The 6,313-nt window shown below is 41.1% G+C and carries 6 protein-coding genes; 1 reads left to right on the top strand and 5 read right to left on the bottom strand.

Going from position 1 to position 6,313, the window contains the following annotated elements; all coding sequences use genetic code 11:
- The first annotated feature begins 76 nt into the window (after window positions 1–76).
- Complete coding sequence (locus A4E24_RS03330; protein ID WP_292351649.1) at window positions 77–475, top strand: cupin domain-containing protein; 399 nt, start codon at window positions 77–79, stop codon at window positions 473–475.
- 254 nt (window positions 476–729) lie between these two features.
- On the opposite strand, the gene A4E24_RS03325 is transcribed toward A4E24_RS03330, so the two are convergent.
- From A4E24_RS03325 to A4E24_RS03305, 5 genes are all read right to left on the bottom strand, one after another.
- Window positions 730–1,341 carry an ABC transporter ATP-binding protein gene (locus A4E24_RS03325; protein ID WP_292351648.1) on the bottom strand — a complete coding sequence of 204 codons (612 nt, stop codon included), beginning with the start codon at window positions 1,339–1,341 and terminating at the stop codon, window positions 730–732.
- Window positions 1,331–2,308: an ABC transporter ATP-binding protein gene (locus tag A4E24_RS03320; RefSeq protein ID WP_292351646.1), complete on the bottom strand. Its 978-nt coding sequence runs from the start codon at window positions 2,306–2,308 to the stop codon at window positions 1,331–1,333. The genes A4E24_RS03325 and A4E24_RS03320 overlap by 11 nt, the downstream gene beginning before the upstream one ends.
- A 64-nt stretch (window positions 2,309–2,372) precedes the next feature.
- Window positions 2,373–3,227 carry an ABC transporter permease gene (locus A4E24_RS03315; protein WP_292351645.1) on the bottom strand — a complete coding sequence of 285 codons (855 nt, stop codon included), beginning with the start codon at window positions 3,225–3,227 and terminating at the stop codon, window positions 2,373–2,375.
- A complete protein-coding gene (locus A4E24_RS03310; RefSeq protein WP_292351643.1) occupies window positions 3,224–4,213 on the bottom strand; it encodes an ABC transporter permease in 990 nt (329 codons plus the stop codon). The genes A4E24_RS03315 and A4E24_RS03310 overlap by 4 nt, the downstream gene beginning before the upstream one ends.
- Before the next feature lie 157 nt (window positions 4,214–4,370).
- The gene (locus A4E24_RS03305; RefSeq protein WP_292351641.1) at window positions 4,371–5,996 is read right to left on the bottom strand and encodes an ABC transporter substrate-binding protein; all 1,626 of its coding nucleotides are present in this window, start codon (window positions 5,994–5,996) and stop codon (window positions 4,371–4,373) included.
- Window positions 5,997–6,313: the final 317 nt, after the last annotated feature.

Below are 6,313 nucleotides of genomic sequence, written 5' to 3'. Positions count from 1 at the left end.
TTATGATAGTTTAATTATTTTTTAAATATCATATTACTGCTATCGATTTTATATGTAATTAGGTCATATTAAGAGTATGAAAGGATTTTGTATCGATATAGAAGATGCCACTTTGGAAAATGGCAATTTCCGTAAAGTTCTCTACACATCAAAGCACAGCCAACTGGTACTCATGAGCCTCAAGCCTCTGGAAGAAATCGGTATGGAAGTGCATGAGGAAAACGACCAGTTCTTCCGTTTTGAGAGCGGACAGGGAAAGTGCATAATTGACGGTAATGAGTATGAGCTCAGTGACGGGGTCGCAGTAGTAGTGCCTGCAGGAGCACAGCACAACGTCATCAATACCTCAAGAACAGATGAACTGAAACTCTACACCATCTATTCGCCGGCGCATCACAAGGATGGGATCGTGCGCGCCACAAAGAAAGAAGCTGAAGCCAATGAAGCAGATTTTGACGGCGAGACTACGGAATAAGATCAGAACAAATGAAAAGAGATGATCCTGACCCAATTAATATCGACTTGAGCCAGGGTTTATTCCTTCTCTAAAACCCCTATTCTGGCACGGATGCGCTCTTAAGGACGTATCTGTGCCCCTCTGCAAAAGAGGGCTGAGTTTCGGCCATTGCCAATTAAAGATGGACAAAGACAGGAATTCAGCCCCACACATCGGCTTTGTAATATTTTTAACCTGTATGAAAGACCCGTATTAAATATGATATAACACATTCAAATATTGTTTATGTGAGATAAATGCACAACATCGTGACACAATCTGTTCATTAAATTCTTTTCATGACTCACGACCAGGACACCTATTTTCATCTCTTCAACGATATCTAAAATGCTTTCCCATATCTGAGCTTGGGTTATAGCATCTACCATTGTTGTTATTTCGTCAGCAATTAAAAATTTGGTCTTAGGACTCAAAGCCCTTGCAAGAGCAAATCTTTGGAGCTCACCGCCGGAAAGCTCATTGGGCCATCTGTGAAGCCAGTTCTTCTTTATTCCAAAAGAATCCAGAATATCCTGTGAAACAACATGACCCTCATTTAAGATATCTTTCATTTTCCATTTTGGATTTACAGCTTTTTCCGGGTGCTGAAAGATGAGCTGGATAGGGTTATATATGCCTGGCGGAATTCCAGTCCCATCTATACTTACAGTTCCACTGTAGTTTTTTTCATAACCGGATAGTATTTTGCACAAAGTGGATTTGCCACTTCCGCTATCACCTATTAACCCCAACACCTCACCGCTGCCTAACGATAGGTCCACGTTCCTTAATATCCAATTATCCTTTTTGTATCTGAAACTTATATTTTCAGCTTTAAGATACATTATTGCACCTCACCAGTCCCTCTTTAATCATTTTCAATTGAGGGGTGCCTTTTGAGCAGAGTTCATTCCTTCTGGAACATCTTTCATAGAAGAAACACCCGTCAATTATCTCATCCTGCATTGGCTGATGGCCTTTTATTGCCTGGAATTTATTTTGGGGAAGGGCGTTCCAGAGGGCCCGAGTATATGGGTGCCTTAAATTCTCCCCGTCGTTTTTAAAGTCTTCAATATTAGCTTCCTCTAAGATCGTGCCAGCATAGAATATCGCGATTTTATCCGAGATCTTTAATGCAGCTTCTATATCATGAGTAATTAGTATCACTGCACATCCTTTATTTGCCATGTCTCTGAAGTAGCTCAGTGTTTCGTTCAGGTTCTTTTCATCCAGCCCCGGAGTAGGCTCGTCTGCAATTATGAGCTTTGACGAGTTAATTAAGGCAGTAGAGACCAGGACTCTTCTGGCCATGCCTCCCGATAATTCATGGGGGAACATTCTGTCAACATCTGGCTTTAGATCGTATTTACGGAAAATATCTCTCTGCGTCTGCTTCATCAACTCTGCATTTCTCTCGTCAACACTTCCTATTACCTGATCCGAGATCCTCATTAAAGGGTCCAGATAATTTACAGATTGGGGAATAAGGGCTATTTCTTTACCCCTTAATTCTTCCTTTTTTTCTTGGGTAAGTTCTTGGCCCTTATATTCCATTTTGCCCAAAAGTTTTGCGTTTGAGGGTAAAATTCCTAAGATAGCATGTGCCAGCAGACTTTTACCTGATCCGCTTGAGCCTACAACAGCTAAGATCTCTCCACTGTATGCTTCCATACTCAAACTGGAGATCACTTTGAGTTCTGTCTGTCTAAGTCCAGAAACATACTGAGAGAAAGAAAGTGAAATATCCTTGATCTTTAATAGAGCTTCACCCTCCTTCCTTTTTTCAATATTCATTTCAGCATTATTTAGCATACTCATCCCTTTCAATTTAATATCTGTACTCTCTGATAATTCCGATATAATTCCTAAAGGTAATTTATTCCTGAGCTTTTTTCGGATTCATTAGCTTGTCCAGATTTTCTCCGATCATGTCAAATGAAAGAACTACAATCAGTAGTGATAATCCCGGGAAGAATGCAAGCCACCAGTATCCTGCAGATAAGTACCTCATTGACTCTGATAAAATTATACCGATCGCTGGCTCGTGGGGTGAAAGTCCAAATCCCAGAAAAGTGACCGAAGCTTCATGCAGGATAGCATGTGGAAACATTAGGATCGTGCCTAATATGAACTGAGGGAACAAATGAGGCATAAAATGCTTTACAGCTATCCACCACTTGGATTTGCCAAAATTTCTTGATATCTGGATATAATCCTGGGTCTTTAGCTGCTTGATCTCTGCCCTTACAACTCTTGTCAGGCTTGTCCAGTGAGTAAATGCGACTCCTATGATCACTCCTGTTGCACCTCCGCCCAACCCGATAGAAATAAGGATTATTAAAAGAAGATGCGGTATTGAAAGGAACAAGTCCACCAGCCAGGATACAAAGGAATCCTCTATTTTTCCCACGCTTGAAAGTAAGCCTAATATCACACTCAATAGAGTACTGATCGTGGAAGCAATGGCACCAATCAATATACTTAAACCCAGCCCTCCGAGAGTTCTTATGAACATGTCCCTTCCCATCCAGTCGGTCCCAAATGGATGATCAAGAGAGGGAGCAAGGTTCTTTGATCCAAAGTCAGTAGATAACGACCCACCGTCTATAAAGACACTGGACGTCACAATTGCGATCAATAGCAGTGACATGAAACTTATTAACAGAATTGTCTTCTGCCTTAGATTCAATCCTCTGAACAATCCTTTGTTGATCGTTGCAGCAGTACTCATGTTGTTGTCTCCTGCTGTTTTATCCTGGGGTCGATGAACTCGTATATGATATCAGCGATCAGGTTCCCCAAAAAGACGAACAAAGCGCTGACTAGAACAATGCCTAATAAAAGAGGCACATCAGACCTCAAGCCTGCTGCTACTGTGGCCTGTCCAATTCCAGGATACGAGAATACCTGCTCGACCAGGACTGCTCCTCCGAACAATTCACTAAATCCTAAAAACTGCAGTGTGATAGCCGGAAGTGCCACGTTCCTGACCCCATGCCTCAGTACCAGATCAAATCCTTTTTCTCCTCTTGCTTTTGCAAATAATACGTAATCACTTGACAGGATCTCGATCAATTTTTCACGGGTGAACATTGCAATCTGAGCAACCCCCAGTACACTCAAAGTAAGCGTCGGGAGGATCAAATGTTGCACACGATCGAACAAGGTCACTTCTTCACTTGTAAGACCTATAGGTACACTTAAACCTACGGGGAACCACCCTAAATAAACTGAAAACACAAGTAACAGAATCAATGCCAGCCAGAATGTTGGAGTGGCAATCAGCACATAACAGTAGGTTTTTATCGCTTTATCGATTAGGCTGCCGCTTTTCATTCCTGCTATTATCCCTAAAATGAAACCCACGATCCCTGACAATAACCAGGAAGAAGCCATTAAAATAAGAGATGCTGTAAACCGTTCTTTGATTACATAAGTAACAGGCATTCTATAGATCAATGAGATCCCAAGATCCCCTTTGAGAACATTTCCTGCCCAATTGAAGAATTTTTCATGCGAAGGAGTATTAACTCCCCAATATTCCTCCAATATTGCCCTTTGTTCCGGCTGTATGCTCATTTCCCCGATATAAGCTCTGACAGGATCTATCGGAGACTGCTCAACAAGCCAAAAACTGGCAATGCAAACAACTATTAAAAGGATGATTAACCTGATGATCTTTTTTCCAATAAATATCCCGAATTTTTTTTGTTTCATTTTTCTTATCCTTCCATTACATTTCAGATCATACTTCCTAAAAATGTCTGTTAAATACATTTTCTAAAAAAGAGATTGACTGAGGAGCTGTAAGTCCTCAGTTCCATAAACCCTTTTAGAGGTCTATTTTAAGAACAGACATGTTTGTTACCCTACTTTACGTGCGCTTCCATTCAAGGATATTTCCAAAGATATCAGCACCATGAGGCTGGATCTTTGGAGTTCCCATGTCTACGTCCTCATCTACAATGTACACATAATTGATCGTTGCCATCCACAGCCATGTGGCATCTCCTTTTGCAGAGAATCCTGTTTTACCATCCCAGGCAGCCAACTGCCAGTTCTCATTGGCAGTGTTCTGATCAGAGCTGGTTATGGCTTTTCTCAAATAGGCATCAACAACAGAGTTGTTGTACATTATTATATTATTGTAATTCCCAGGATTGTAGCTCTTGCTGTAGTATTTCAGGTACATGTCGGTAGGATCAAGTGAACCGTATCCAAAGACCACTGGAGTTGAATGGGCAAGGGTATCGATCTTATCCCAGCTTGCACCCTCAGGGTTAATGCTTATACCGATCTTTTTTGCTTCTTCTGCTACAGAAACTGCCAATGCCTGCCTTTCCAGTGCAGTTGCCGCGTATAGCAAAGTAAATTCAGCTTTTTGTCCGTTTTTCTCAACGATGCCATCACCGTCCGTATCTGTCCATCCGGCATCGCTTAGGATCTTCCTGGCCTCATCTATTTTTCCGTCTTCAAAAATAGCTTCCTTGTTACCCCACGGCAATTTATCTACACCGGTAAATTCCTCTTGGCCCTGTCCGTTCAATGCGCCATCGATCAGAGCCTGCCTGTCTATTCCTATGTTCAATGCTTTTCTTATTGCAGCATCAGAGGTTACGTTGTTTCCTATAGCATAGCCATTCTCTGTTTTTTTACCTGTATTTGCCTGCATAGGGAAGCTTATTCCACGGGCATCAATGGAATCAAGTGATATTATTTTCATGCCGTCTACTTTCTGATTGGCATAAGAAGACGGAATTTCAGCCAGGTCGATCTGTCCTGACTTGGCGGCTGCAAAAGCAGTATCCGCTTCCATGTATACTATGGTGAGCTTTTTGAAGTATGGCTGTTGACCATAATAATCCGGATTTGCTTCGAGAAGCACCTGCTGACCTTTATCCCATTGCACGAATTTGTACGGGCCTGAACCTATGGGGTTTTGACCATAGTTTTCGTTATAGGCATGTTCCGGGACGACCCCGATCACTGAGAGTTTATTAATGAATGTAGCCTGGTTATCATTTAGTTTAAATTCAACGGTCTCATCGTTGATGGCTGTAGCTTTTTCCAGCATGGAAAGATCCACTTCACCAGCTGCATCTGCTGCTGTGTTAAAAGTGAACGCTACATCTTTGGCTGTTAGTGGTACTCCATCATGGAATTTAACGTCATTTCTTATTTTAACGGTCCAAGTTAATCCATCCTCACTGACTGTGTAATCCGTGGCAAGATCGTTGATCAAATTTGCATTACTGTCTTTTTTAAAGAGAGTGCTCTGGATCAATGGTTCGTGGTTGTACCCCCATCCGGTAATAGGGTTAAAGCCCGTAGCAGGCTCTCCACCATGGGTTCCTACCGCTGCGATCAATTCAGCTGTACCTGTTTCTCCGGTAGCTACTTTTTCTGTCCCTGTTTCCTCTGCACTGTCCGTACATCCGGAAAATGCAACCACTCCAATCATTATTATTCCTATCAAAAAAAGGCTCAATGATCTATTCATCTATACTCCTTCTCCACTTGTTTTCAATCGCTAATATATTTTTTATTGTATTTTCTAACATTTTAGTAACGAATATTAATATGATATAATATTAAATTCATATTTAAAATGATAGATACTAATAATTATATGATTTAACAGATGAGTTTACCTAATATTATTTTACTATTTAATACTTTTGTTTTTTTTAGTAATACTAAAATAGCCAATATGATTAAATTCAAATAGCGAAAATGCTTGAAAAGTGGAAAGAGCAATAAACAAAATATAGAATAACTTGCTTTGAAGTCCGGGCGGCCGCCTGATGCCGGCGGCAG

This window comes from Methanomethylovorans sp. PtaU1.Bin093 (genome assembly GCF_002067275.1).
In the GTDB taxonomy this organism is placed as follows: Archaea; Halobacteriota; Methanosarcinia; order Methanosarcinales; family Methanosarcinaceae; genus Methanomethylovorans.
Note: the sequence above shows the minus strand (reverse complement) of the source record. Positions and strands in the feature narration are given on the sequence as shown.

Bases quoted from the DNA above. Each gene is read 5' to 3' on its own strand.
- A4E24_RS03330 (WP_292351649.1), top strand. From the start codon at position 77: ATGAAAGGATTTTGTATCGATATAGAAGATGCCACTTTGGAAAATGGC.
- A4E24_RS03325 (WP_292351648.1), bottom strand. From the start codon at position 1,341: ATGTATCTTAAAGCTGAAAATATAAGTTTCAGATACAAAAAGGATAAT.
- A4E24_RS03320 (WP_292351646.1), bottom strand. From the start codon at position 2,308: ATGCTAAATAATGCTGAAATGAATATTGAAAAAAGGAAGGAGGGTGAA.
- A4E24_RS03315 (WP_292351645.1), bottom strand. From the start codon at position 3,227: ATGAGTACTGCTGCAACGATCAACAAAGGATTGTTCAGAGGATTGAAT.
- A4E24_RS03310 (WP_292351643.1), bottom strand. From the start codon at position 4,213: ATGAAACAAAAAAAATTCGGGATATTTATTGGAAAAAAGATCATCAGG.
- A4E24_RS03305 (WP_292351641.1), bottom strand. From the start codon at position 5,996: ATGAATAGATCATTGAGCCTTTTTTTGATAGGAATAATAATGATTGGA.